24 protein-coding genes are annotated in these 23,387 nt (G+C 41.3%); 1 reads left to right on the forward strand and 23 read right to left on the reverse strand.

Annotation, left to right across the window (positions count from 1 at the left end):
- Nucleotides 1-6 precede the first annotated feature (6 nt).
- The 21 genes from OXIME_RS05795 to priS all read right to left on the reverse strand — a co-directional run bounded on the left by OXIME_RS05795 (nucleotide 7) and on the right by priS (nucleotide 17,909).
- Nucleotides 7-261: a hypothetical protein gene (locus OXIME_RS05795; protein ID WP_393970902.1), complete on the reverse strand. Its 255-nt coding sequence runs from the start codon at nucleotides 259-261 to the stop codon at nucleotides 7-9.
- Nucleotides 262-280: 19 nt separating this feature from the next.
- On the reverse strand, nucleotides 281-640 hold the full coding sequence (locus OXIME_RS05800; RefSeq protein ID WP_393970903.1) for a hypothetical protein: 360 nt from the start codon (nucleotides 638-640) through the stop codon (nucleotides 281-283).
- Between the two features lie 6 nt (nucleotides 641-646).
- On the reverse strand, nucleotides 647-2,119 hold the full coding sequence (gene nuoN, locus OXIME_RS05805) for an NADH-quinone oxidoreductase subunit NuoN (protein ID WP_393970904.1): 1,473 nt from the start codon (nucleotides 2,117-2,119) through the stop codon (nucleotides 647-649).
- The gene (locus OXIME_RS05810; RefSeq protein WP_393970905.1) at nucleotides 2,116-3,663 is read right to left on the reverse strand and encodes an NADH-quinone oxidoreductase subunit M; all 1,548 of its coding nucleotides are present in this window, start codon (nucleotides 3,661-3,663) and stop codon (nucleotides 2,116-2,118) included. Before OXIME_RS05810 ends, nuoN begins: the two co-directional genes overlap by 4 nt.
- Entirely contained in the window at nucleotides 3,664-5,568 is a 1,905-nt protein-coding gene (locus OXIME_RS05815) for an NADH-quinone oxidoreductase subunit L (RefSeq protein ID WP_393970906.1), read from the reverse strand. It lies immediately after the preceding gene.
- Between the two features lie 4 nt (nucleotides 5,569-5,572).
- Entirely contained in the window at nucleotides 5,573-5,872 is a 300-nt protein-coding gene (nuoK, locus tag OXIME_RS05820) for an NADH-quinone oxidoreductase subunit NuoK (RefSeq protein ID WP_393970907.1), read from the reverse strand.
- A complete protein-coding gene (locus OXIME_RS05825) occupies nucleotides 5,873-6,097 on the reverse strand; it encodes a hypothetical protein (RefSeq protein ID WP_393970908.1) in 225 nt (74 codons plus the stop codon). It abuts the gene before it with no gap.
- Nucleotides 6,090-6,338, reverse strand: a complete 249-nt coding sequence (locus OXIME_RS05830) for an NADH-quinone oxidoreductase subunit J (RefSeq protein ID WP_393970909.1) — start codon at nucleotides 6,336-6,338, stop codon at nucleotides 6,090-6,092. The genes OXIME_RS05825 and OXIME_RS05830 overlap by 8 nt, the downstream gene beginning before the upstream one ends.
- The gene (gene nuoI / locus OXIME_RS05835) at nucleotides 6,335-6,778 is read right to left on the reverse strand and encodes an NADH-quinone oxidoreductase subunit NuoI (RefSeq protein WP_393970910.1); all 444 of its coding nucleotides are present in this window, start codon (nucleotides 6,776-6,778) and stop codon (nucleotides 6,335-6,337) included. Before nuoI ends, OXIME_RS05830 begins: the two co-directional genes overlap by 4 nt.
- Nucleotides 6,775-7,818 carry an NADH-quinone oxidoreductase subunit NuoH gene (gene nuoH, locus OXIME_RS05840; protein ID WP_393970911.1) on the reverse strand — a complete coding sequence of 348 codons (1,044 nt, stop codon included), beginning with the start codon at nucleotides 7,816-7,818 and terminating at the stop codon, nucleotides 6,775-6,777. Before nuoH ends, nuoI begins: the two co-directional genes overlap by 4 nt.
- The gene (locus OXIME_RS05845) at nucleotides 7,815-8,948 is read right to left on the reverse strand and encodes an NADH-quinone oxidoreductase subunit D (protein ID WP_393970912.1); all 1,134 of its coding nucleotides are present in this window, start codon (nucleotides 8,946-8,948) and stop codon (nucleotides 7,815-7,817) included. Before OXIME_RS05845 ends, nuoH begins: the two co-directional genes overlap by 4 nt.
- Nucleotides 8,948-9,406 carry an NADH-quinone oxidoreductase subunit C gene (locus tag OXIME_RS05850; RefSeq protein WP_393970913.1) on the reverse strand — a complete coding sequence of 153 codons (459 nt, stop codon included), beginning with the start codon at nucleotides 9,404-9,406 and terminating at the stop codon, nucleotides 8,948-8,950. Before OXIME_RS05850 ends, OXIME_RS05845 begins: the two co-directional genes overlap by 1 nt.
- 5 nt (nucleotides 9,407-9,411) lie before the next feature.
- Complete coding sequence (locus tag OXIME_RS05855) at nucleotides 9,412-9,876, reverse strand: NADH-quinone oxidoreductase subunit B (RefSeq protein ID WP_393970914.1); 465 nt, start codon at nucleotides 9,874-9,876, stop codon at nucleotides 9,412-9,414.
- Complete coding sequence (ndhC, locus tag OXIME_RS05860) at nucleotides 9,873-10,310, reverse strand: NADH-quinone oxidoreductase subunit A (RefSeq protein WP_393970915.1); 438 nt, start codon at nucleotides 10,308-10,310, stop codon at nucleotides 9,873-9,875. The genes OXIME_RS05855 and ndhC overlap by 4 nt, the downstream gene beginning before the upstream one ends.
- Before the next feature lie 81 nt (nucleotides 10,311-10,391).
- Nucleotides 10,392-12,224 carry a Glu-tRNA(Gln) amidotransferase subunit GatE gene (gene gatE / locus OXIME_RS05865; protein ID WP_393970916.1) on the reverse strand — a complete coding sequence of 611 codons (1,833 nt, stop codon included), beginning with the start codon at nucleotides 12,222-12,224 and terminating at the stop codon, nucleotides 10,392-10,394.
- 2 nt (nucleotides 12,225-12,226) lie between these two features.
- A complete protein-coding gene (gatD, locus tag OXIME_RS05870) occupies nucleotides 12,227-13,492 on the reverse strand; it encodes a Glu-tRNA(Gln) amidotransferase subunit GatD (RefSeq protein ID WP_393970917.1) in 1,266 nt (421 codons plus the stop codon).
- A 64-nt stretch (nucleotides 13,493-13,556) separates the two neighbouring features.
- Complete coding sequence (locus tag OXIME_RS05875; protein ID WP_393970918.1) at nucleotides 13,557-14,366, reverse strand: DUF72 domain-containing protein; 810 nt, start codon at nucleotides 14,364-14,366, stop codon at nucleotides 13,557-13,559.
- Between the two features lie 10 nt (nucleotides 14,367-14,376).
- Nucleotides 14,377-15,525 (reverse strand): acyl-CoA dehydrogenase, encoded by a 1,149-nt coding sequence (locus OXIME_RS05880; RefSeq protein ID WP_393970919.1) that lies wholly within the window; start codon nucleotides 15,523-15,525, stop codon nucleotides 14,377-14,379.
- Between the two features lie 135 nt (nucleotides 15,526-15,660).
- Complete coding sequence (locus tag OXIME_RS05885; RefSeq protein WP_393970920.1) at nucleotides 15,661-16,242, reverse strand: DUF3501 family protein; 582 nt, start codon at nucleotides 16,240-16,242, stop codon at nucleotides 15,661-15,663.
- 12 nt (nucleotides 16,243-16,254) lie between these two features.
- Complete coding sequence (locus OXIME_RS05890) at nucleotides 16,255-16,674, reverse strand: rubrerythrin family protein (protein WP_393970921.1); 420 nt, start codon at nucleotides 16,672-16,674, stop codon at nucleotides 16,255-16,257.
- A gap of 68 nt (nucleotides 16,675-16,742) precedes the next feature.
- The gene (gene priS / locus OXIME_RS05895) at nucleotides 16,743-17,909 is read right to left on the reverse strand and encodes a DNA primase catalytic subunit PriS (protein WP_393970922.1); all 1,167 of its coding nucleotides are present in this window, start codon (nucleotides 17,907-17,909) and stop codon (nucleotides 16,743-16,745) included.
- Between the two features lie 53 nt (nucleotides 17,910-17,962).
- Here priS and OXIME_RS05900 point away from each other — a divergent pair, with 53 nt between their 5' ends.
- Complete coding sequence (locus OXIME_RS05900) at nucleotides 17,963-21,433, forward strand: hypothetical protein (RefSeq protein ID WP_393970923.1); 3,471 nt, start codon at nucleotides 17,963-17,965, stop codon at nucleotides 21,431-21,433.
- Here the strand turns inward: OXIME_RS05900 and OXIME_RS05905 are convergent.
- The gene (locus tag OXIME_RS05905) at nucleotides 21,430-22,470 is read right to left on the reverse strand and encodes a methionine synthase (RefSeq protein ID WP_393970924.1); all 1,041 of its coding nucleotides are present in this window, start codon (nucleotides 22,468-22,470) and stop codon (nucleotides 21,430-21,432) included. The two genes, OXIME_RS05900 and OXIME_RS05905, sit on opposite strands and share 4 nt — an antisense overlap.
- The gene (locus OXIME_RS05910; RefSeq protein ID WP_393970925.1) at nucleotides 22,470-23,387 is read right to left on the reverse strand and encodes a hypothetical protein; all 918 of its coding nucleotides are present in this window, start codon (nucleotides 23,385-23,387) and stop codon (nucleotides 22,470-22,472) included. The genes OXIME_RS05905 and OXIME_RS05910 overlap by 1 nt, the downstream gene beginning before the upstream one ends.

Consider the following 23,387-nt stretch of genomic DNA (forward strand, 5'->3'; position numbering starts at 1 on the left):
GATCCTTCAGTACATTGTCAGATTAAACTCCCTGTCCTTTTCCTGATAATCTTCCAGTGATTTTATTTTTAATAAATCAGATATGGTCTGCATGACATGACCATACTTTGGATCATATAATTCCCTACCCATCCTCATCCTCTTCAAATCTGGATCAAAAAATATCTGTTCCCCGTTTTTTTTCAGACAGTGTATGCATTCTGCTGCGGATTCCTCAGTTTCTTTCAGTTGGGAAAAGCATTCTTCAAAATTTCTGCTCATAAAGTTTCAACTCCTCTTCTTATTTGTCATCACATCTTTTTCCATCAAAAGATGGGTATTTTATGTTATATCTGTCTATTACAAGCTCAAGCATATAATAGAGAGACTGAAAAGTGTCCTCCCCATATAACTTTGAGTTATCAAAATCTATGCCTAATGCATCTACCTTGGATTTGAAATCTTTCAGTGTAATCTTGCCCTCAAGAAGCAATCTCAAATCATTCAGAAACATCAATTCTTTCATGTTTCTTTTGTCCTGGTTTATCCTGTTCCGGTATTCTATATTACTTATACTTTTGTCCAGTCTTTCCATTGCATCATCCACGTCACCGAACAGTAGTGCACTCTTTATAATTTCCATATCAAGATTCAAATTCATCAAAAATCACCCGAATAAACCTCCAGCTGCAGAAAGAAGCACTGGAAACATGGCATATGCCAGACCCAGTGCCACCACTATAATAGCTGATACTATTACTGGACTCTTTGTCCATTTTGTGAGATTGAAAGTGTTCTCCTTAAGTGGGTCTTTCCAGAACATCTGCTGTATAACTCTCAGATAATAGAAGACTGAGATTGCACTGTTGAGGATTGCTATTACCGCCAGCCACCACAGCTGACCGGAAATCAGTGCAATGAAAAGGTAGTATTTTGCCATGAATCCCCCAGTTAAGGGAATTCCTGCCAGTGCCAGAAGTATTATTGCAAAGCTAACGGCAGTTGCTGGGGATCTCTTTGCCAGTCCTGAAATATCAGATAGATCGATCTTCTCTTTCGAAATAACATTCATTGTAATGAATGCCCCTCCCTTCATGAATATGTAGACCAGAGAATAAAACATCCCTGCAGCTATTGCAAAATCAATTACTGAACCCCCAAGCTTGTTGGTTGTAGAGTAAGCCACTATGACCACCACGAGTATTAGATAGCCTGCCTGGGCAATACTTGAATAACCAAGAATCCTCTTTAGATTGGTTTGCGAAAGAGCTGCAATATTGCCGTATGTCATTGTTAGAATAGCTATTATAACAAAGAAATAGTACACGGACTCCTGATCTGATGAGAAACCTACAAGGAATATTCTCAGTATTATGAGAAAAGCCAGAACCTTTGTTCCTGATGAGAGATATGCTGATACTGAGTTCTCAGTACCATCGTATGTATCAAGCGCCCACTGATGAAGTGGAAACAGCGCCATTTTAAAACCAAAGCCAATAATAAGGAATGCCAGTGATATTAGGAATGCTTCTGAAGAATTCACTGTAGTTATGCCCAAGAGATCGAATGTTGATGTGGCCATGAAGTAGAAAGAGGCTCCGAATATTATGAACGCCGTTCCTACGGTCCCGGTAAAGAAATACTTTATGGACGCCTCAAGTGTTCTTTTGTCTTTCCCGAAACTTGCAAGAACGTAGGTCCCTATACTCACTGATTCAAAGGCAATGAAAATGGTGATTATGTTGTATGAGAAAGCTGCAATAATCATACCAACTGTTATGAATAGAAGAAGAGCATAGAACACCTCTGATTTAAGATTTATCTTCTGAAGTGCCGGGAAGACAATGAACATGGACGATATGACCATTACTATTGCAAAAAAAGTTCCAAAGTCGTTAAAGATGATTGTGCCACCAAACATACTCACCGCAGGTCCGGAAGTTGTGAAATAAAGAAGTGGGAGCGATATTGCCATGGTGGCAAAAGTTATACCTGCAGTTATTCTCTTGTCAATTCTGAAAATTCCAAGAGCAAGTATTATGAACCCGACTATTCCCAGAAAGAAAACGCTGGAATAGTGGACGAGAACCCCTGAAAGACCAGAGGTAATTGATCCTGTTACGAATACATATGGATTCATAGGGCACCAATACCTCCCAGATGAGCGATGTAGCTGACCAGTGGAACATATACAAGGTTAGGCACAATTCCTATTATGAAAATCATTATAAGTAATCCCATGAGTATGCTGATCTCCTTTGAATTTATATCACTAATTTTACCCAGGTTTTCGTTGTAAGGTCCAAAAAGTGATTTCTGAGCGGCCCAAATATGATAAGATGCTGTTACAATCATACCAAATATCAGGAAGAATATTATCCAGCTTATTGCCTGGAAAGAACCAATGAATATAGAAAATTCACCGATGAACCCTGCCAGCCCTGGAAGGCCAAGAGAGGCAAGGAGTCCTGCCAGGAATAGAGATGAAAGAATTGGTGCTTCCCTGAAGATGCCTCCCAGATTCATCATGGTCTGTTTTCCAGTTTTCTCAGTTATGAAATAGAGAGCTGCAAAAATCATTGCCATTATTAGCCCGTGAGCAACAATCTGGAACATTCCCCCCGAGAGTTCAAGTATCCCTGAATAAAATGTAGTGTAATTGTAAATATTCGCTGATGCATAAGCTGAAGCACTTATAGTCCCAGCCTCCAGTATTCCTGCACCGAATGCAATTGTAACGAAGCCCATTGCGGCAGCGCTGGCAAAGGCCATCATTCTTTTCAGGATCTGTTGGAACATTGCAGTCAGTGCAAAGTATATGAGGCTTATTATGCCAAGGAGTATGAGTATATAGAGTACAGTGCTGCTGAATATCCCGGATACCGGCAGGAGTATGCCGAAAAGCCCGTATCCTCCCATGACTGAAAGTCCACCGGCAAGAATAACGGTTCCGGGGTAAGGTGCACTTTCATACGCATCAGGGAGCCATGAATGAACTGGAAAGGATGGCAGCTTGACCAGGAAACCGAAAAGAAACCCGAATATAAGAAAACCCTTCCAGAGTGCTGGAATTGTGTTTATGAAAGATGTGTTTAGAAGTGCAGACATCTGGAAAGTTAAAACTCCTGCGTGGGAAAGCGAGTAAAAATTATACAGTGTGAGTATGGCCAAAAGGAGAAAAAGCGACCCGAACTGTGTATAAACAAAGAATTTCATTGATGCGGAATCCTTCCTCCTTCCACCGAACTGCCCTATCATGAAATAAACCGGTATTAGAACGACTTCCCAGAATATATAGAAAAAGAGGAAATTCCTTGATATTAGAATGCCATACAGACCTGATCCTGCTATAAGTATGTAGCTGTAAATTGTTCTGGATTCCCTGCTGTCATTTGTTATGAGTGCGGCAATGAATATTATAATCGTGCCCAGTATCAAAAGCCAGTCTGTGAACCCTGTCACAGCGCTGGAAAAATATATTCCTGTACTTGGGGACAGTGCTATGGTTGTTACTGAGACATAGCCTCCAGAATATGAAAATGCAAAATGAATAAGGCTGTAAATAACGGTGAGGACCATAACTAATGCTGATGATATTATGGTGTATTCTTTCCTCCTGCCTTTGAATGCAAAAGAACCTAGTGACACAAGTATGCTCAGTATAAATATTGAAAGTAGAAACATTTAGATCAACCTCAGAATTTCCATTATTATGAATATGATAGAAATACCACTGATGAGCACTACAAAATAATTTCTGATGATTCCGTCCTGTATTCTGCGCATAAATGTTCCAAGTTTCATTGTCCCGTGCCCAACAACATCAACAGATGTGTTGTAATGTTCCTCAAATGTGCTGAACGCTGCCGAAATTGGCAATATAACTCTCTCAGCTATTATATTGGTAAACAGGTAATCTATGTAGAACTTGTTTTTAACAACTTTATAAAGTGGATTGTCCGAGAAGTGGAAATGCTTCCATCTCTCCGTACCATAGAGATAGTAGGTTACTACAATTCCTATAACTATGAAGGCCCATGGAATTGCCTCGATATAAATTGGAGCTGACGGAATTGGCGTGGAAGGATGAATGTAATCGTAGAAATGCGACTGCCATATACCGAATCCAAGCGAGAATGCGGCCAGGAAGAACAGAGGTATCTGGACGTGCAGGGGAGGGTCCTTTGCCTCTTCAGCGAGTTTTGATCTGGGCTTTCCAAATGCCACAAGGAAGAACATCCTGAAAGTATAAAGCACAGTAAGCAGAGCACCCACCACCATAAACAGCCACGGAAGAAATGAAATAAATCCATATCCGGAACCTGTAAAGTATGTCCATGCCGCATCTATTATTGCGTCCTTGGAGAAATATGCTGCAGTTGGGGGAATAGCTGCCAGAGTTATTGAACCTATAAACATGAGGGTTACAGTTACCGGCATACGTTTCCAAAGACCACCCATGCGCCTCACGTCCCTGAGTTCCATCATTGCCAGCAGCAGAGAACCAGCTGTCATGAACAGTAGAGCCTTGAACATTGCATGAACTACCAGGTGATACATGCCGTAAGCGACTCCTGAAATACCTATTGCAAGATATCCGCCAAGACCAATAGCGGCTAACATGTACCCCAGCTGGCTGATAGTGGAATATGCCAGGATCCTCTTGAGATCGTTTACAACCAGCCCAAGAATGCCGGCAAAGATTGCAGTGAATGCCCCAAGTATTGCAACTGACTCAAGAGCAAAAGGTGCTGAAGCCTGGAATATCTGGAACAGTCTTGCTACCAGATACACTCCAGCTGTGACCATTGTTGCTGCATGTATTAGAGCTGAGACTGTTGTAGGACCTTCCATTGCATCAGGTATCCATACATGCAGGGGGAATTGGGATGACTTTCCTGCAGCCCCTGCGAGAAACAGAACTGAAACGATACCGAGGGTCACCTTCCCAACGTGTGCAGCAACAGCCCCTGCATTATTGATGAGGTATGGTATGCTGAGAGGACTGGATCCGTTCAACCCGGTGAATCCTATAAGATGTGTGTAAAGGAGGGCCATTCCTGCAAGAAAAAGTAAATCCCCAACCCTTGTTACAATGAATGCCTTCTTTGCGGCAGAAGCGGCATTTGGCTTAAAAAACCAGAAGCCAATGAGAAGATATGAACACAGTCCAACCAGTTCCCAGAAAAGGAAGAAGAAGACAAGATTTGATGATATAACCAGGCCCAGCATACCGGCAGTAAAAAGTGCGGTCTCTGCAAAATAGATATGCCTGTTTGGGTCCTTACCCATGTAATGCATTGCGTAGAGATGTATCATCAACCCAACAAATGAGACCATGAGAACCATAACTATTGAAAGATGGTCAACATAGATTCCGTAATTTATACTGTAGAACCAGTGGACGCTTTCATGTATTGGGCCTGAAGCATTGACCTGCAGATATGTAAGATAGGAAAAAAGAAGAGACAGGCCTATTGATGTGGATGCTATTATTCCAGACCAGTTTCTGTACTTTATCCCTACTAGATAGGATAAAACGAACCCCACGAGGGGAGATATGAAGATTAACCACGCGTATATGAACATTGATTCACCACTTTATTTCTTTCAGGAGGGAGATGGAAATCTTCCCGAATTTTCTATATATTGCACTGAGTAGACTCATCCCAATGACCGATTCCACAACACCTATAGCTATGGAAAAGAGGGCCATAAGCATTGGTTGAGAGCTGTAATAGTATGACCCTACCGCAACCATGTTAAGTATGCCGGAATTGATCAGTATTTCTATTGAGATCATCATTTTTATTCCTATATTCGAAGTCATGACCCCATATAGACCTATGGTAAACAGTATAAGTGACAGCATTGCTACAAGCAGAATTAACATCTATTGCTCCTCCTTTCCAGTTATATAGAACATGCCTACTATCCCTCCGACAAGTATAAGTGACAGAAGTTCGAAGGGTGTGACGTAGATGCCGAACAGATTTACACCAATAGAGGCGATATCCTGCGAAACAGGTATAAAGCTGCCCTTAATCTGAACCACACTGATTGCAAACACAATAAAGAACAGTATTGCTGATGCCTTATAGGCCAGATTTTTACTCAATTTCCTTACCTCCCGTAAGCATCAGTGTAAATACCAGAAGTGTAACTACAGCCCCTACAAATACAAGAAGTTCCACTGCGCCAACAATTGAACCTCCAAGGAATATAAAAAGTGCTGAGAGCACAAACAGGAATATCATCAGCCATACTGATGAATGAACCAGATTCTTGGCGGATATGGTAATAAGAGCAAGTATCACAATTATTGCGGCAAAGATCAGGAAAATAATTGAAAATATCATTTTATAACTTCCTCCTCAGGCATTGATAGTTCCTCTGGGGAATATGTGAAACTGTTTCTTGTCCTGGCAGTTTCAAATTCGTGTGTCAGGTATATGGCATCCGTAGGGCATATCTCCTCACAGTTCCTGCATACCGTACAGGTTCCGAAATTCACGTCCGGGTATATCTTTCTCTTGTTTCTCTGGTTCTCTCTCTCGACTTTGTTCATATGAATGCTGAGATTGGGGCAGACCTGTTCGCATAGGGTGCAACCTACGCAGTCATCAAGACTCAATGAAATTCTAAACCTGAACCTGTCAGGGATCCTTGGTCTTTCCTCTGGATACTGCACTGTAACTGGTTTCTGGAAAAGGTGCTTTCCAACCGTTATCATTGCTTTCAATGTTCCCACCAGCGGAACCTGCTTTTTTGGTTCCTCCACTTCTTTTACACCTATCATAACACGCCTACCCCCAGTGTGAGAAATCCTGCGATTATCAGATTTATTATTGATATGGGCAGGAGATATTTCCATCCCATATTTACAAACTTGTCGATCCTGATTCTTGGTAGAGAGAGCCATATTGTAAATGATATCAATACCAGAACCATTGTTTTAATGAGTAGATATACAAACCCTGCATCGGATGAGAATGGTCCGTTGTAGCCTCCAAGAAACAGTAGAGATACCATCATTGAACCAAGGAATATGCTACCAAACATTCCCATGTAGAACAGACCGAATCTCATTCCAGTGTACTCTGTAGAATGCCCGGAAATAAGTTCGCTGTCACTTTCTGCCATATCAAATGGGGAGTATGATGCCCTTGCCACCATTGCTATGAAAAATACAAACAGGCCTATAACCTCTGGAATACCGTATGGGATAAACTGTGTGGAAACCAGAGATTCAAGGTTAAGAGGACTGGAAGTCCTCCCTGAAGCCATCATAACAAGTGCCAGAACTGAAATCATCATTGGTATCTCGAATGAAACATCTTTGGCCACTCCCCTTAGTGCCCCCATAACAGCGTACTTGTTGCTTGAACTCACACCCGCAAGAAGTTCTCCCACAGGCATTATTGCGATAGCCGCAAACAGAAGAATCACGCTTACTCCTGAGTGTGTTATTGTTAGGGATCCAATATAGAAAAAATCTCCGTATGGAAGCAGAGCAAATGCAAGAACCAGGCCCATAAATACTACTACCGGTGCTACTTTATACGGCAGATCATCCCTTTTTTTGGGAAGTATTGTCTCTTTTCCAACAAGTTTCAGACTGTCGGCTATCAGCTGTAATAACCCAAATTTTCCCACTCTGTTTGGTCCTATTCTCAACTGGAGCCTTGCCATGTATTTTCTGAACAGGTAGATCATCATGACCAGGACTACCATTACAAAAATTATGAAAAATATGGTCTCAAAAAGGTATGCCAAGATATATGATATGTAATGTCCCAGCGGAGAGAAGAACTGTGCAAGATGAGTCAATACGTTCATCTGTCTACCTCCCCGAAAACCAAATCTATTGTTCCAGAAATTGCAACCAAATCGGCCACCATGGTATCCTTTGCTAGGACTGGAAGCACTGAAAGATTCTTGAATGAAGGGCTTCTTACATGGACTCTATATGGTTTAACCCCACCATCACCTACAAGATAAACTCCGAACTCCCCCTTTGGCGATTCCGTTCTTGCATAATATTCTCCCTCGCCACGCAGTCTGATCATCAGTGATTTTTTAGCCTTAGGATTAAAATATGGTCCTTCGGGAATCTGTTTAATAGCCTGCCTCACTATTTTCACAGACTGACGCATCTCTTCAAACCGTACAATGAATCTTGCAAGATTATCCTTCTTGTGTGAAATAGGTATGTCGAAATTTAATTTGTCATATACAAGATATGGTTCTTCCTTCCTTATGTCGTAAGGAATACCGGATGCCCTGAGCATTGGTCCAGTAACACCGTAGTCTATTGCAACTTCCGGCTCCAGTATTCCAATTCCCCTAGTTCTGGTAATAAAAATATCATTATTTATGAAAGCTTTGTAGATATCTTCAAGTTTGCCTAAGAACTGGTCCAGGAAAGCCTCTATTTTAGCTATTATCTTATCGTTAAAATCCTGATAAACCCCGCCGATACTCATGTAATTTACCTGTTGCCTTGAACCAGATACCTCTACGAAAATATCAAGAATTTTTTCCCTCTCTATGAAACAGTAAAAGAAGGGTGTAAGCATGCCCAGGTCCAGACCAAACGCACCAGCCCACACCAGATGAGCGGCTATACGGCTCAGCTCAGCCATTACAACCCTGATCCACTGTGCTCTTTCAGGAGGCGGTATCCCCAGAAGTTTCTCAGCTGCTTCGAGATATCCAACTTCCATATTCATGGCTGCTACGTAGTCCATTCTGTCAAAGTACATCATGGCGTCGCAGTAATAGTCAAGTTCACATATTTTTTCAGCGTTCCTGTGCAGATAACCGATCACCGGTTCTACATCCTTGACTATTTCCCCATCAAGTTTCAATTTAAGCCTCAGAACCCCATGTGTGGAGGGATGCTGCGGACCCATGTTCAGTTCCACCCATCCGTCCTGATTGATCCTGGGTTTTTGATCCTGCATCATTACCAACCATCTCCGGGATCAAACGTGGCATAGTCGTTGCCCTCTTCATCCATATTTATGTACTGAACCTTCTTAAGATCGTAATTTTTTCTAAGTGGGTGACCTACCCAGTTCTCAGGCAAAAACATTCTTTTCAGATTGGGATGGCCTTCAAACACTATTCCCATCATGTCGTACTGTTCTCTTTCGTCCCAGTTTGCACTGCTCCAGAGTCCCGTAACACTTGGAACCCTCTCGTCCAGTGTTTCAGTCTTTACAACAATATATTTTTTGGATTCAAAATTATGAAGGTGGTATACGACTTCAAGCTTATCTTTCCTGTCAACACCGGTTATAAGGGAAAGATGATTGAAACCCTGTTTTTTAAGTTCGGTCATCAGTTCTATCAGGTTCTCTTTTGCAACCTTCAGAATCCTTCTCCCGTCCTTTCCTTTAGTCTCTTCAATGATTTCAACCAACATAATCACCTGTCCGTTTCATTCCTGATCTTTTTCTGCAATGTAATTATTCCATGAGTTAGTGCTTCAGGGGTTGGTGGACATCCAGGAACATATACATCAACAGGTACAACTCTATCCACACCGAGAACGACGGAATATCCCTGGTTATATGGTCCACCCTGAATAACGCAAACGCCCATGGCAATAACATATTTGGGGTAGGGCATCTCATCGTATATTCTTCTCAGTCTCGGTGCCATTTTCTTTGTTACTGTTCCAGAAACAATCATAAGATCTGACTGCCTTGGAGAATTCCTAAATATTTCGCTTCCAAATCTGGAAATATCCAGGTTTGAAGCCTGAATCGCCATCATCTCTATTGCACAGCATGCGAGACCGAATGTAAGCGGCCAGAGCGAATTACTTCTGCCCCATTCAAGGGCCTGGTCCAGGGTAGTTGTAAGCAGACCAACATCACCAGTTTTCATTTCATCCACCTCATGTGTCCTTCCTTAAACGCGTAATATACGACGAATAAGGGCATTGCAAGGAATATCAGAGTATTTATGAAAGGAAGAATGCCAAGACTCTTGAAGTCGAATGCCCATGGGAATAAAAGAGCAAGATCAACGTCGAAAAGAACAAAAAGGAGTATTATGACATAATACTGAACATGAACAAACTTTCCTATTTCCCCTCTGGAAACTTCCCCTGATTCATATGGTTCCAGATATCTGGTTGACTTCACCGGTGGATTTTCACTTTTCACCAGGTTTGTCAGGATATCAAAAGGATTGAACGAAAGTCTCTTTTTCTTCTCAAACCTGCCTTCGCCCAGAGTAGGGAGGAACATGAACAATCCAACCATTCCCAGTATGAGCAATATGAGGACTATGAGCAGAGGGATATACCCATCTAACATGTATTTGGTATCGTAAGACGATATTTAAGTATTGTTTTGATACCATTATAAAACCATAAAATAAGCTTATTTTTGAATAATCTACATGTCATGTTTTTGTTTCGTCATTTGTTTGAAGATAGATAAGGCCATTGTTGGATCAACAATCTTTTCACTTGACCTGCTGATGGACGGGATTATATTTTTTTCAGTCAGGGTACCATCTTTCAGGCCGGATGAAATAAATGCGGCTATCTCCTCTTCTGACATTATCTGCTTTTCTATCTCAGCTTTCAGATCATCACCCTTCAGGCCTGAAACTGTTGAGATTTCCACGGCTTTCTCCATAACAAACCTCGACCAGTTTTCTCTGCTTGAAATCTTCAGGACATCCATGATCTGGGATTCATCGGGTTCTTTTCCCAATTTTTCCCTTATTTCTGGAATTTTCAAAAGTAAAAGTCTTGCCACTGATCTGGCATCCTTATAAGAATCGGCTACTCTTCTGAATTTCATCATGTTTCCAGACTTTATGAGGACAGTGGCATCCTGCTCTGATATGCCGTATATTTCCGTAAGTTCCTTCTGTAAATCCACCTCCTCCTTTGGTATATTTTTCCTGCAGAAATCCATTGTTTCAGCGGAGATGTGCTTTATTGGGATGTCTGTCTCAGGATACATCCTGTCTTTTCCTGGTAGTGGCCTCAGGAAGAATGTCACTCCATCATCTCTTGGACCCCTTGTTTCAGCCAGATCAAGAGACATAAGCTTATTTATCCTGTTATTTATTGCTGATGTTATAACTTTTATCTTTGAAGAAGGGGATGAAAGAATAAGGACTGCGTCATCCTGCCCCTTTCCAAGTTTGCTGTATACAGTGTTAATTTTTCCTTCCTCTATACCATATGCAGGAAGCTCATCAGAATGAAAAATCCCGCCAAGTCCAAAAGCCTTGACCACGTCAGATATTTCTTTTCCAATCCGCAGATCACCATTTTTTAAAGTTCCGGCAAAATATGGAAGCAAAGAGCAGTATACGCGATTTCCAGCCTTGAACCCTGATCTTATAATAATTGACGATGAATCTTCGAAAATGCTGCTCATATCAGTAAATTCGACATCAGTTTTTTTTCCGCTGGACCTCTTCCCGACTACTTCAATTCCCCTGAGAATTGATTCCTGCCTTTTTTTCTCATATTTTATCAAATCACGTATCAGGGAGAGTTTCTGAACCCCTTTTATCTCCACCCGTCCCATGCCCATTGACATGTTCACGTCCTGCCTTATGGCATCCACCTCTCTTCTGGCGTAACCTGACAGCATGCCTATGGACCCTATTTTCTCGGCCACCTCGACTGCATGATCCTCGTCCACTATGTCTGGTTGGGTTGATACCTCTATAAGAGGTATTCCAAGCCTGTCAAGAGAATATGTTACATCTGAAGAATTTCCCTCAACCTTCCTTGCTGAATCCTCTTCCAGGCATACTGTGGATATGCGCACTCTCCCTCTTCTTGTATCCAGATATCCGTTAAATCCCACTATGGAGGTTCTCTGGAACCCGCTTGTGTTTGAACCGTCCACCACAACCTTTCGCATGGTTGATATATTCTCCACTGTGTCGCAGTGAAGTGCCAGAGAAATTATGACAGATGCTTTAACTGCATCATCATCCATCTCGTGTGGAGGCTCTTCGTCATACTCTACAAGACATGTGTTGTCTGTAGCATCGTAGGTAAATATTCGGTCTCTTTCAGTTTCATACTCTGCAGCAATATCCACCTTTCCAAGTTCTGAAAGTGTTGGGCGAAGCAACCTGGTAAATTGGAAATAATTCCTATTCTCGCCGGTATTCTGGCCGCATCTGCAGAAAAGCTTGCCAGTGTTAAGCTGCATATGAACCTCCAGACCGATCTTGATCTTTTCTATTGGCATAATCAAAATCCTCCTTCATTGAATTGGGAGGAGATTTCTCTTTCCAGTATTTCCCCTCTGAGATTTTCCTGCATACGTTTTTCAAATTCCTCACTGGGATAATTTGCAAGTACGTACATGGCCTTCACGTATGCTACTTCAGGGAGTATACTACCCATAGGTATAACCCCGGCATCCTTCAAAATCCTGCCAGTGGAATAGACATTCATATTTACTGAACCGTTTATGCATTGGGATGTCATCATTATTTTGATGCCATCTCTGGATGATTTCCTTATTGTTTCAGCAAGGTCTGTATTTACATGCCCTAGACCTGTTCCCATAATTATTGCGGCATGCCGTCCGGCAATCACATTCTCAAGGTCTTCACTGGAAAGCGTGGGTGAGAAATAGATCAACGCCACTTTGCTGTCCAACCTGTCGGAAAAACTAATTTCGTCTGCAATTTTCCTGTATCCCTCCCTGAAAACCGTACCTTTAGGATCAGAATATCCTACAGGCATGGAACCTATTGTCCTGAATGCGTCCCTTCTGCTTGTATGCATCTTTCTAGATCTTACAGATCTGTGAAGGGCGATCCCAGTGTCGGAAATTGTCTCATGCATAGCTATTCCAACCTCTCCAAAATCAGTTGATGAAAATTCAATTGCACCCCTAAAATTAAGAAACGCATCGCTGCTGGGCCTGTCCGAACTCCTCTGAGAACCAACAAACACCACAGGAGTGGTCTGCCTTTCGAACATAAAGGCCAGGGCAGACGATGTGTAGGACATTGTATCCGTTCCATGCGTTATGATAATGCCGTCAGATTTCTTCATGAAGTCCCTTGCTGATCTCCCAAGTGAAATCCAGTTTTCAGGTGTCATGTTTTCACTGAGTATTTCACCATACTCTGAAAGTTTTAGGTTGAATCTTTCAGTTATTCCTGGAATTGATGAGGTCAGGAATTCAAGATCTTTGACAGGTTTTACAGCTCCAGTTGAGTAATCAACCCTGCTGGCAATTGTTCCACCGGTTGTTATTATTGTAATATGGGTCTTCCCTTTTCCAATTTTTGAACTGCCATTCCCTGAAAGCCCGACAGGCCTCTTTTGAGAAACATGGCTCAGGATTTCAATTGAAGATGAAGGGAGGGAAAGATTATAACCGTTTTCAAGTTTTATTATAAGAAGATCCTTTTCTTTACTTATGTACATGCCCTTCAATAGAGAATTACCGTACTTTATCTCCAGTAAATCTCCCTGATCAAGCTGATCTTCAAGCTTCATGCCGGGTTTATGTTTACCCTCTTAATTAATATTCGACTTTGTGTAAAATGTTTGAATTGTGAGATCAGAACAATGATCTCTGTTTTGGTTTTCCTGAATTTTCCAGTTTGCCGAGAAGTTCCATAGCATTCAAGGGGGCATTCCCATTTGGATGGTTGTTGAAATATACATATATATCCCCCATGCCTTTCTTGCTATTGATCATTTTTGCAAGATTGGAAATTTCTTCCAAGCTGTAACGGTAATTGTATCTCGCCATGGGAATTTCGGTGTGTGAATTCCAGTCTGCTGAGTTTCTTCCATGGAGCCTTAAATATGCCATCCTCCTTGAAAAGTGTATTTCTTTTAAAGGATTTTCAGGGCTGTCCAGAGATGCCGGAATCGCTCCCAGTTTGATGATCTCTTCATTAAAGCTGCTGTCTGAATAGATGGACCTGTGTCTTGGTTCCACTGCATACATCAGAGATGATGTTGAAAGTGCTTCCAGTAGATCAAAGACACTTGACAGGTTTCTCTCACTTGTGAAAGGAGAGATCTGAATCAGGGCAAAACATAATTTGCCTGCATCTTTCAACCTCATAAGAACTCTCTTCTCAAAGTCCAGCATTAACTTTTTGCACTGTATCATGTCCCTTAAAAGGAGATCATGGGTTACAGCAGAGGGGATCTTAACAGAATAGAGAAAGTCTCTCCCTTCCACCTGCCTGATCCATTTTCCTACAGTCTCCTCACTGGGAAAATTGTAGAATGTTGAATTTATTTCAACTGTGTTGAAAAATGAAGAATATGCGGTGAAAAGATTTCTTGTTCCCTTTGGATAGAATACACCAGACCATTCCGGATACGACCATCCGGAACATCCGATTCTTATCAATTTCACACCCTTATTTGAGAAGTTCCCTGGCTATGATCAACCTCTGTATCTGGTTTGTGCCTTCATAGATCTGTGTTATTTTTGCATCCCGCATATGCCTTTCAGCTGAAAGTTCTGTGGTGTATCCATACCCACCGAACAGCTGGAGCGATTCAGTGGTAACCTTCATTGCAACATCAGATGCAAAGAGCTTTGCCATTGATGATATCTTGATGGTATTCTCTTTATTATCAAACATCTCTGCAGCTTTGTATGTAATGAGCCTTGCAGCTTCAAGTTCGGTTGAAAGATCGGCTATGAGGAACTGTATCCCCTGAAATTCTGAAATTGCCTTCCCGAACTGTTTCCTTCCCTTAATGTATTCTATGGCTTCATCAAGGGCAGACTGCGCTATTCCCAGAGCCTGTGCAGCAATGCCTATTCTTCCGGAATCCAGCGTATCCATAACCACCTTAAACCCCCTGTTCAATTCACCCACAAGATTCTCTTCCGGAACCTCCACATTGTCAAACTCAAGTTCTACTGTGCTGGAACCCCTTATTCCCATTTTCTGTATATCTCTGCTGATCTTGAAACCTTTTATGTTTGAATCAACTACGAATGTACTGATCCCCCTGTGTCCTTTTTCCGGATCTGTTACTGCATCAACTACGAAAAATTCAGCTAATCGTCCGTTTGATATGAAAATCTTTGTGCCGTTTATAACAAATTTATCACCTTTTTTTTCAGCTCTTGTTCTTATTGAAGCTGCGTCACTTCCAGCCTCTGCCTCTGTGAGGGCCAGCCCCCCTATTGCACCCTGAGCAACCCTTGGGAGATATTTTTTCTTGAGTTTCTCACTACCGAACATTATTAAAGGATCTGCAAACAGAGTAAGAGCCCCATCAAGAACCAGAGCAGTGCTAGGGCATGCCTTTGATATTTCCTCAATAGCTCTTACCAGAAAGCTGAAACTTAAACCTGCCCCTCCATACTCTTTGGGTATGTATGTTGAGAACAGACCAAGTTCCTTCATCTTCTTTATAATTTTCTCCGGAACAGTTTTCTTCTCATCAATCTCCTTTGCAAGTGGTTTTACCTCTTTTTCTGAAAATTGTTTTATATATTCCAGTATCTGTTCTTCCTCTTCAGTAAGTTTTATGAGACTCATAATTACCATGGGTAGATCTTATACTCAGTTAATATGTTTTTTAGACTGATTTTATAATGAAGTGGTATTTTCTGATTTATGGATATAGATGCAAATTGGCTTTCAGCCCTAATGAAATTTAAAAAAATAGGTTTAAGTGTAAGGCTAATTCTGGTTTGAAAGAAGTTCATTTTTCAAAGCGTCGAGAAGTTCAGGAAATATCCTTGCACTCTCCTCAAACCCCTTTTTCCTTGTTTCTATATATACATTCTTCGCTTTCATGAACCTGTCTTTCTCCTTCTGGTCGAATTTGAATTTCAGATATTGAAGAGTTGATTCCAGAACGTCTGTCGATCTCCCCTCTTCCGGTATTCCCTTTAACTCTTCTCCATCAAATGTCAGATAGACCGAGTTTTCAATTCCAGCCATTTTTGGAAGTGTCCTGACCATTACATCCTGATCCTCAAACTCAATGAACATTGAGACGCTCAGTTCATTTTCCCCTGGGAGCTGTTCGCTGTAAACATTAATAAGTCTCTTTATTTCATCCTCATCTTGCACATTTTCAATAAATACCATTTCATTGATCTGGTTTACCACTATATCTCTTGATTCAAAAAGAAAACTGAATGTCCGGGTTGTGACCCTTCTTCCTTTTTTATGGTTTATAATAGTTCTTGTAATTGATTCCCTGCTTTTTTCATAAATTTTTGGTGGGAGTATCTCCTCCCTGGAAATTTCCTGCATATGAACACCCTCTCACTGCTTAAGTTTTGCAAGAGTGTCTTCATATTTTTTTGCGTGTGACTTTTCGGCTTTGGTGAGGACTTCGAACCAGTGTGCTATTTCCTCAAATTTCTCCTCTCTTGCTGTCTTAGCAAATCCTGGATACATCTGACTGTATTCATAGGTTTCACCAGCTATTGCAGACTTAAGATTCAATTCTGTGCTCCCTATTGGTTCGCCGGTTACTGGGTCACCAACTGTCTGAAGGTATTTCATATGCCCGAATGCATGGGCGGTCTCACCATCTGCAGTGGATCTGAAAATTGACGCTATTTCCTGATATCCTTCCTCATCCGCCTTCTGGGCGAAGTATAGATATCTTCTGTTAGCCTGGCTTTCTCCCGCAAAACCTACCTTGAGGTTTTCCAGAGTCTTTGTGTTCTTTAGTTCCATTTTATCACCTCTTTGCTATTTCTACAAAGTATATGAATGTTATTTTTAAAGTTGTTATCATTTGATATTCAGATAAAACTACCCATTCTGGAAGCGGCCAGAAATACAGATATATCTAGTGGAAGTTCTGTTTCACCCGGCACAAGAGTATGCAATTCAGAATTGAATTTGATATTTACATTCCTTTTAATGTTTATTTTGGAAGTTTTTCCCTTCAGAAGAGGATTCAGTGCTTCTTCCAGCGGATCAAAGTCTCTAATGTGGTTGATTGCCACAGGACATACTATAAGTCCGGTCTTTCCGTGCAGGCTATAGGGGTACCTGATAAGCCGGTGAATATCAGTTGTCACAGGTTCATCAATCTCTGAAGTCTCTTCTTTTTGCATTGCCGTTATTATGTTCTGGAGAATTTCCTGATCATCCCTTGTCATATACCCGTATTTCTCCCTTCCCGGTTCCCGCATCAGGTCCAGTTTTTTTACTACTTTTTGCCTGATTTTTAAAGTTTTCATTCTTCCGAAATACTTCTGGATATTCTCCCTGTTTCCAAAGGCCTTAAGGAGAAATCTGTCTTCATAAACGCTTTCGTCGTTTTCGCTGAATTTTCTGTAGATTTCTGTGAATCTCTGATCTATACTGCTGATCCACCCCTTGGCTTCTTTCACATCCACCACATTTATCTTTCCTAACTCATCTGAGGCCAGTCCTTCGCCTCTGATATAATCAGCTATCTCTCTTCTTCCGTCAGAATTAAGGCTATATATGCTCTCACTGAGCACATGAACATGATACCCCCTTCCCCCTGAGAAAAATACTTTCAGATCATTTTCATCAAACCCGAAAGTTCCCAAAAGGAAATTTTCAATCAGCCTGATGGTGTGTTCCTTGACTTTATCAAGAATTTCATCGTACCTCATCTTTTCCGCACCTTCGATATGGTCTGCGTCAAGATCAAAAATAAGCTCTGATCCAAGCCATCCCTTCTCATCCATCTTCTTTTCATCAGGATACCTGTAATATGCCGTTGAATAGTAAAAATGGCGAGGTACGTTCCTGTTGACGAAAGAGTCCACTTCGTTGGGGTTAATTAACCGTATATGCCTGATCATAGAACCATAGAATGGAATGAAGCCTATTTCTCTTGATGATATAAGATCAGGAACGGGGCTCTTCCAACACTTATAATATTCCCTGAAATATTTTTTAAGCAGATTGTCCGATGGATTTGTTTCCATAAGTACCAACTAAATGATATAATATAATAATTACATTTGCCGTATTGTTAAAAATGACACTAACCAGGATTCAGGCTGTCGCAATAATATGGATTATGATAATGGTTCTTGCTGTCCCAGCGATAACAGATAACAACACATCGTACAATGCAAATAATGCAGATTTTTCAACTTACAATACAGGGACATGGGCATTGAATGCAAGCGGATGGAAACTGTACTACACAGTATACGATCCATCACAGACGAATTTCACTGACAGTGTCATTATGCATTACCTTTCGTCTATTGGAGTGCCCGCACAAAATTATGGGGTTTTTCTGAACTTCAATCTGAATTCTTCAATGAAGAAAAATGTGGATAATTTTCTTAATGGGATAAAGAGTGTGTTTGGTATAGAGTATGCAGAAACATCTGGAAGCGTGAATGTATACCCCAACATATTATATTCCTCAGTGCCCAACCAGTTAGGAATGTCCAATTCCTATTATGTTCCACAGCAGATAGCGTCCGCTTATGACTTTAACTGGGCCTACCATCATAATATAAAGGGAAACGGCACCACCATAGGCATTGTTGATGCATATGGAGACCCCAACATAGAATATGATCTCGGGGCATTTGACAATTCGACAGGCCTTCCGTCTGCAGATCTCAAAGTCATATATGTAAGCGGCAAATCATCACAGTCCAGTTTCAATAATTCATGGGCAATTGAGACCGCAACTGATGTAGAATGGGCGCATGCAATGGCCCCCTATGCGAAGATTGTCCTTCTTCTTGCAGATTCTTCAAGTTTCAGTGCTATGCAGAGAGCCGTTGAATATGCTGTAAACAACAAAATATCTGACACATTGTCTTTCAGCTGGGGATCTCCTGAATCTGGAGTTGCAAACTCAACGCTTTCTTCATTCAACCTTGTGCTTCAGGCGGCAACTGACGAAGGCATTTCCATATTCGCTGCTTCCGGTGACAATGGTGCATATGACAACACAAATAAACTTACTGTGAATTTTCCTGCATCTAGTCCATATGTAACCTCAGTTGGGGGTACATCGCTTTATTATAACAATGGTGTTTTTTCACAGTTAGCCTGGGGAGGAAATCTCAGTGGTAAATCTTATGGAAGTGGAGGTGGGTACAGCAGCTACTTTTCCAAGCCATACTGGCAGATGGCCCCCTCGCTAAATGATAGCATTACGCAGAGAGGAGTCCCTGATGTTTCACTTGACGCTGACAACAACACCGGTGTCGTCATAATTTCAGAGGGAAAAGCCTATAAGGTTGGAGGAACAAGTATTGCAACCCCTATGTGGGCAGCAATTGGGAGTCTTATCGATCAGTATAATGGTAGGAAAATGGGACTTCTGAATCCAATGTTTTACCAGATATCCAGAACAGATTATTACGGGAAGGCTTTCACCCAGATTACATCAGGAGGGAATGGATATTATTCTGCACACAGTGGCTGGAATCCTGTGACAGGCCTGGGGACGCCCAATGTATCTGAACTTCTGAATGTATCTGCAGATATGCTTCTTCCATACGGGTCTAACGTGATCATTAATTCAGGAAACTTTTCATACAACGGTGTTTCAGCAGTGGTAAACCTTTCAGGTCCCAATTCGGCAAATCAGTTTGGAAACGGAAGTACCCTTTACTATGTTTCACTTTTTTCCAATAATTCTAATTTCATTAGATTTGGCCTTGACCGCAACTCCACTGCTATATTTCCCATGTTTCAGTTTGATCAGGGTGGCGTATGGATAAATGAAACGTATGATCTGCCGGGGGGGTCATCAAATAAGATTCTAACTTCCGGAAACCCAGGGTATAACGTATCCATCATATTTAGAAATGATACTGTTTCCCTTTCAGTCAATGGTACCAATGTGGGTAAAAGAAACATCTTCCCACAGTTTCAGGGGTCAATGGAGGCCTCTTACGGTGTTGAACAGTTAAACAGTAAAGATAACCTTACCCCTGTTGCAGGGGGAAGCTTTTCTAATCTGTCTGTATATGCCAACACCTCTACCATGCCTGTAACTTCTATGTTTGAAACACACTTTTCCGGAGTTACCGACCAGTTAAATTATTCAAACTTGTCCATATTCAGTGCAGATGGTTTGTACCAGGTTGAGAATGGTTACTCAAATAACAGCGCATACATTAACGGATCAGCCAGTCCTTCCAGCGCGCTTTCAATCAGCTACAACCTCTCATTCTCCAGCCCTGTGAATGGAACTTTCAAGTTGCATGGAAAAAGTGAAAATGTAAAGTGGGAGGTTAATGGGACGCCCATAACAGGTTCAACTTATTCTTTCCCTTCACATGGATATTACAATGTCTCTGCCTATCAAAATGAAAATTCTTCAATTCTATCTTCCGGTGGAATTGGAAAATACCTTGCAAGCAGGGAGGTATTCATTCCTGTTGTTTTGCGTTCGCATATCAATATTACTTCAAACATAAGCTATGACATGACACCTAAAGTTTCCTTAACACTCAACGGCCTTTACAGCTTTACTCTTGATGGGGAGACAGCCATTCCAGTACTCTCGGGATCAAACTCAATTTCAGCCAGATTATTTGGTTTTATGGAAATAAACAAAAACGTAACTGGTGGGGAAGATTACAACTTTACAATCTCGGCACTTCCAGTTTACATGAAGGTGTTTGTTAATCCAGGATATGCAAATGTAACTGCAAATCAGATACCTTTCAAGGAGACCAATGGAGTTTACACACTTTCCACATTCCCCAGGGAGGTTTTTTTAAACGCATCAGCTGAAGCCTATAAACCCGCCTCCAATAAAGTTTCATTGAAGCCAGGGATCACATACTCAACATCCCTTTATCTTACACCACTGCATGCAATTCAGAAAATAACAGGGAGGGTCATTGACAGAATATTCAAATATGGACTTTATGGTGTAAATGTCTCATCCAACAGCAGCAATTATTTTTTCACCAATGCAACCGGTTACTATGTGTTTTATAACAGCTATGAGACAAAAAATCTTACATTCTCCAGACCGGGTTACAATTCAGCAACTGTCGAGGTAGACTCCACTGCCAATGAAACAATTAATGTCCCTCTCGTCCCCATGGATATAAATGCTTCGTCTCTGTTTTCAGTGAACCTGGGAAGGTATTTTCCTTTCCTTTTCAGCCTGGCGTATATATCATGGAGTGGGACTCCGGTATCTCCCCAACTCTTCGGGTCATATCAGATCATCTACGCTGACAATTCGCATATGGATAACCCAGCATATTTGAACATTTCAAATCCCGGAACACAATCCAGTGTTCTTGCCGGTATATTTCCCGGAAAGACTTACTATGTAACAATAAACATGTATCTGAGAAATGGACAGATCGTCACCGGAAACACCATAACAATCAGTTATGCAAACCTCATCGACTTGGCAGCGAATCTTGTTATACTGACTGGGGTGATCATCTATACCTATATTGCAGCAGGGTTTATAAGAAGAAGAATAAACAGGAAAAAATCCAACTAATATTCTCCATAGACCTGTTTTCTTGCCTCCACCATATTTTTTAATTTCTGATACCCGACTTCCCTTGATCTGGTTCTGAGTCCGCAATCTGGATTTATCCTTACATTCGTTGGGTTTTCAATGAAGGCCATTGCATACTCTATCCTGTCCCGGATTAATTGAACCGATTCGATCTCGTTGATATGGACATCTGTTACGCCAAGACCCAGGAACTTTCTGGGATATTGCTCTTCGTTTACCTCTGAAAAATATGCGATATCATCATACCCTATCCTTGCCTCATCGCTTACCCCAGTCATCATGGTGTCTCTGTTGGCGTATTCAAGATTCAGTCCATGAAGCTTCAAATCTGGCATTCTGTCGTAAAGGAGACGATAATCTCTGCTGTAACACACATGTATGCTGAATTCTGTGTCCTTTATTCCCTCAATTGACCTGTTTACCGAATCCACAACCATGTCCATTTCTGAAGGGTGAGTTGTAGCCGCCGGCTCGTCAATCTGTATCTCCAGCATCTCTCCTCCCGACCTGTTTTCCCATATCTTTTTAAGGTCCCTGATTTCCTGGTTAATTATATCAGCGTAGGCCATTGCCAGGTCCTCCCTGTTTCTGTATGCCTCATTGAAGGACCAGTCCATCATTGTATATGGTCCAGTTATGGGGACCTTTATCCTCTTTTCAGTATTGCCAATAATAAATTTCAGTTCATCACCGTGAAATGAAGATTTCCGGCTAATTTCTGATACAACGCTACCTTTCCTGTAGTATTTGTTGTCGAATGACCTCACCATGCCAAAGAATTCAATCCCATCCAGACTGTTTGCCAGATGCTCATACATCTCCCACCTGAACATTTCACCTCCAACCCCTACGTTCATAAGGCCGGCCTGATCAAAAAGTCCAAGTGTCTCCAGAGTGGCTTTCTCTGCTAATTTAGTGAACTCTGCCGTCCCTTGAATCTGGTGGAATCTTTTGCTGAGATAATCTGGTTTCCTGAAACTCCCAATTTCCTGAGTAATAAATTTTCTCTCCTGCATCAGTTAATCACCTCTCTGAACATTTCCAGTTTTTTTGAGGCAATGGATGATGGAAGAAAATCAAGGTAGTCGTTGAATGTGACGTATATTGAATCAACACCTGCTTTTTCTGCCGCTTTCAGTGCGGTTTCTCTCACAGTTTTTGGATCCTCTATTTTCGTATTGTGAGAATCTATTGTCTTTATTCCTGGTACAATAGAATGCTTCGCAGCAATCTCCATATTCTCGTCTTCAGGAGTTGCAGCAATGGTCTGAAGGTTTTTTGCCAAAGGATCAAAATCCGCAAATTTTAGATTGCCTTCTGTAACGAGAATTGTCTTGAATTTTTTAATAAGAGGCAAAAGAAGCGACATGTCCTCACCCTGATATGGAAGAGATTCGAAAAGAAGCACATTTTTAAAACCATATAATTTCATAATATCTGAATAGATGGAGATCATTCCATCAGTAAATTTCTCAAGTGTAATTTCCTCATTTACCTTTGACATTTTGAAGAATGAAAAAGGAGAGGGAAAGAAGACAAAATAGTCTGGATCAGAATTTTTCTGAAAAATGGGAAGTGGTGGATTTGCTTCAATCTCATTTAATTCGGAGGCATTTACCTTCAACCTGCCTACATGATCCACTTCAGGCAGTCTGTAGAATGTGTTGGTCTCCCTGTATCTTGTCAGAGGGCCAGGACTAATTCCCTCTGTTGCACATGTGAATGGCCTGAATACATCGTACCAGTTGAATAGAGGATCTGTATAAACAGATCCAGTATTTTTGAAGAGTTCTGTTTTCAGTCTCTTTTCGTTGCTTATTTCATTCTCAATCTCAGCCCCCTTAATTACTCCTCTTTCCCATCTTCCTATCTTAATCCTTAATTCATCACTCTTCGGGTATATTCCGTATATCAAACCTTTAATCTCTGTCAT

Origin of the sequence: Oxyplasma meridianum (genome assembly GCF_038024865.1) — an archaeon.
Lineage (GTDB): Archaea > Thermoplasmatota > Thermoplasmata > Thermoplasmatales > Thermoplasmataceae > Oxyplasma > Oxyplasma meridianum.